Source organism: Rhodopirellula maiorica SM1 (assembly GCF_000346295.1).
GTDB classification, from domain to species: domain Bacteria; phylum Planctomycetota; class Planctomycetia; order Pirellulales; family Pirellulaceae; genus Novipirellula; species Novipirellula maiorica.
The window spans coordinates 1-3,752 of sequence record NZ_ANOG01000348.1; the positions used below are offsets into that span (position 1 = coordinate 1).

Sequence of the window (3,752 nt, forward strand, 5' to 3'; positions counted from 1 at the left end):
TTGGATAAATCAGTCGGCGTTGATCGGACGTCAAACCATCGACGACGAAATGATCTTCGCGGACGCGTCGTACCGTGCGATGTCCCGATCGTGGATTAGTTCGTGGAAAATTGGCGGTTCCGTCGCGGCGGCCCTTTTTGTATTGATAGAAACCGCAATCAGTTTTCTTGCCTAACATTTCCTCGTCGACCATCAGCTTTAACTGATCGACCACGGGACCGACGCCGACAAGCACACTGTCGAGCGATTTCGCCACGTGATAGGCGACATCGATTCCGACTTGGTCCAATAATTCCAACGGGCCCATCGGCATTCCAAAAGCTCGCACCTGTTTGTCGATCCGGTGAACATCGTGGCCTTCGGAGACCATCACCACGGCTTCGCCTAAGTAGGGGAACAACACACGATTGACGAGGAAACCGGGCGCATCGGCAGTCACAATCGGGGTTTTTCCGAGAGCCCGAACAAAGCTGACCAAACGCGCGATCGTGGCGTCGCTAGTCTGCTCGGCTCGCACCACCTCGACCAATTCCATCTTGTGGACCGGATTAAAGAAGTGCAGTCCCGCAACTTTGCCAGGCCGCTTGGTCGCATCGGCCATTCGTCCAATCGACAGCGACGAGGTATTGGAGGCCAAAATCGCATTGTCCGGCAACATTTTATCCAGTCCGGCAAAGACCGCATCTTTGACCTCGGCACGTTCCACGACCGCTTCGACTACCAAATCGGCACCGTCGAGCGGTTCGTCGCTGGTGGTAACATGGACTCGGTCCAGGATCGACGAACGATCTCGATCCGACAGATTGCGGTGCTTGGCCAGTTTATCGACCAGCGAAACGACTCGCTTGCGTCCCGCCTGGGCCGCGTCCTCATCGATTTCTTTGATCACCACGTCATAGCCCTTACAGGCTGCCAATTGACCGATACCGGCTCCCATTGCCCCGGCGCCAATCACGCCGACCTTGCGAATGGGTTCCTCATGCACCGTCGCAGTTGGCGTCGCCCACGTGCGAAGATTGCGTGCCGATTCACGAGCGAAGAAGAGCTGCAGTAGATTGCGACATGTCGGCGTGGCCAACAAATCAACGAACTCGTTTCGCTCGGCCATCAACCCATCGGGTCGCAATCCATAACTGCAACGCACCGCTTTGATCGCCGATTTGAGTGCGGGGTATTGCGACGCTTTGGAGCGAATCTTCTTCTCAGCGGCGGCAAAAATCAGCGAGCGTCCGAGCCCAGTCGCCTCAAGCCACTTTTGAATCATCGGCTGCTTTCGACCGCTCTGGCTGACCACGTCTTCATCGAGGATTTGGACGATGAATTCAGCAACCTCCGTTTCCCAATTCTCTGGCCCAATGGCACGGTCAATCAACCCGACCTTGGCCGCTTCGCCTGCCGACAAATGCTTGCCCTGCAGGATCATACTCAGCGCATTGGTCAATCCAACCACGCGTGGCAACCGTTGGGTGCCACCCCAACCGGGAATCAATCCCAATTTGATTTCAGGCAGACCGATCTTGGTGCTGCTGTTATCGCGGGCAATGCGGTAATCACACGCCAGCGCCCATTCCAACCCGCCGCCTAAACAGGGACCGTGAATCACAGCAAGCGTTGGCATCGGCAACCAATTGATGCGGTCGAACAGTTGCTGTCCGCAATCGATCAACTGCGTTGCCTGGGCAGGCGATTCAATATTGACGATGGCGTTGACGTCGGCTCCTGCTAAAAAGCCGCTTTCTTTGCCGCTACGAAAGACGACTAATTCACAATCACCACGATGCTCCAGATCGTGGACGATGGCTTCGAGTTCGCTCATCACGACGCCATCGAGAATATTCATTGGGCGGTCGGGGACGTCGAGCGACACAGTCGTCACTCCCCGCCCGTCGGTCGTAACGCTAAATGCTTTGTACGGATCAGTACTCATACTAGGTCTCCAATTCGGTTTCGAGAGCGATGGCAACACCTTGGCCTCCACCAACGCAGAGTGTCGCAAGACCTCGGCGTTTCCCTGAAGCTCGTAAGGCACGAAGCATCGTGATGATCAAACGGGTGCCGGTCGTGCCGACAGGATGGCCCAGCGCGATTGCCCCGCCGTGAATATTGACGATGTCTGGATTCATTTGTCCGATCGCGGTGCGACGCGAAAGTTCTTTTTCTGCGAACGATTTCGATTGCATTGCGCGATCGCAGCCGATCACTTGCGCTGCAAACGCTTCGTTGATTTCAATCAAATCAAAATCCGATAGCGACATGCCGGTTTCGTCCAACAGCTTTGCCGTTGCATAAACCGGGCCAAGGCCCATCCGTTTCGGATCGCAACCGGCGATCGCCGCGGCAGTGACATAGCCCAGCGGCGGACGCGAAAAACGGTCTACATCGTTGGCAGCCGAAAGCACTACCGCCGCGGCCCCGTCGGTCAGCGGGCAACTATTTCCCGCAGTCACCGATCCATCGCGTTTAAAAATTGGTTTCAGTTTGGCAAGCTGCTCGAGTGTTTGCCCCGGGCGAATGCAATTGTCTTTGTCCAGCGGTTTGCCCCGAGAAAGAGGAACCTCGACGATTTCGCCTGACAGGAAACATTTCTCTTGCGCCGCAGCCGCCTTGTGGTGGCTGGCCAAAGCGAACTCATCTTGCTGCGCCCGCGTGATCGCGAAATCGTGGGCAAGCACCTCGGCGGTCTCGCCCATATTTAATCCCGATACCGGGTCGGTCAGCCCCAGTTCAACGCCGGCGACCGGTTTAAAATGTTTGGGTCGAAAGGCTGCAAAGGCCGCAATTCGCTGCGTCAACGTTTTTGCTCGCGCCACTCGCATCCATGCCTCGGTCGCCTTGCGGCTGTACAGCAGCGGGATCTGCGACATCGACTCGGTACCACCGGCGACAATCGTTTTCGCGCGACCGCTGCTCAGGAGATTGCAACCTTGTAAAATCGACTCCATACCCGAGGCACAATTACGGTTCACGGTATGGGCAATCCGGTCCATCGGCACTCCGCTTTTCAGCGCAATGACGCGAGCCACGTTGGCCGAGTCGGCCGGCCCGGCGACATTGCCAATGATGACTTCGTCGACTGCATCCGGCTTCAGCTCACACCGCTGCAACGCCTCCGAAACGACAATCTGCCCCAGCTCGACCGCGGACACATCGGCAAGTTTGCCAAACGCTTTTGCAAACGGGGTGCGTACACCTGAGACAATGGCAATGGGTTCCATCAATGAATCTCCTGTTTTCTTGACAACTCCGCTTTCGTTTCGTAAACGACACCTTGCATCTGCCGCTGTTGTTCGCAGCTCACTCACGCAATTTTCGTCGCACCACCTTGCCTAAAAAGTTTCTTGGCAAGTCCTCAATGCACTGCTGGTAGATTCGAGGTTGTTTGTGCTTAGAAAGATGGCTGCGACAATAACTTCGCAGCGATTCTTCGTCCCAAGTTGCCTTGTCCTGCATCCGCACAAACGCCTTGACCACCTCGCCCCGCTGCGGGTCGGCGAATCCGACCACCGCCGCGTCACGAACGCCGGGGGCCTCTCGCAATACGGCCTCGACTTCGGACGGATACACGTTGAATCCCGAGGTGATGATCAAGTCTTTTTTGCGTCCCACGATGCTGTACAAACCATCGGGGTGACGCACTGCTAAATCGCCCGTATAGAGCCAACCGTTTCGAATCGCGTTCGCGGTTGCTTCGGGATCATTCCAGTAGCCGAGCATGACCTGCGGGCCACGAACGATCAGTTCCCCTACCTGAT

Annotated in this window: 3 protein-coding genes; all 3 read right to left on the reverse strand. The window is 56.3% G+C overall.

Features of this window, described 5'->3' with window-relative positions; genetic code table 11:
* Positions 1–1,927 (reverse strand): 3-hydroxyacyl-CoA dehydrogenase NAD-binding domain-containing protein (locus RMSM_RS11290; protein WP_008695587.1); only part of this gene is annotated, 1,927 nt, incomplete at its 3' end.
* A gap of 1 nt (position 1,928) precedes the next feature.
* Positions 1,929–3,215, reverse strand: coding sequence for a thiolase family protein (locus RMSM_RS11295; RefSeq protein ID WP_008695589.1), 1,287 nt, complete (start codon positions 3,213–3,215; stop codon positions 1,929–1,931).
* A gap of 79 nt (positions 3,216–3,294) precedes the next feature.
* Positions 3,295–3,752: class I adenylate-forming enzyme family protein (locus RMSM_RS11300; RefSeq protein ID WP_236622095.1), on the reverse strand; the 458-nt coding region annotated here is incomplete at its 5' end.

Coding starts and splice junctions, on each gene's coding strand:
- RMSM_RS11295 (WP_008695589.1), bottom strand. CDS start 3,215: ATGGAACCCATTGCCATTGTCTCAGGTGTACGCACCCCGTTTGCAAAA.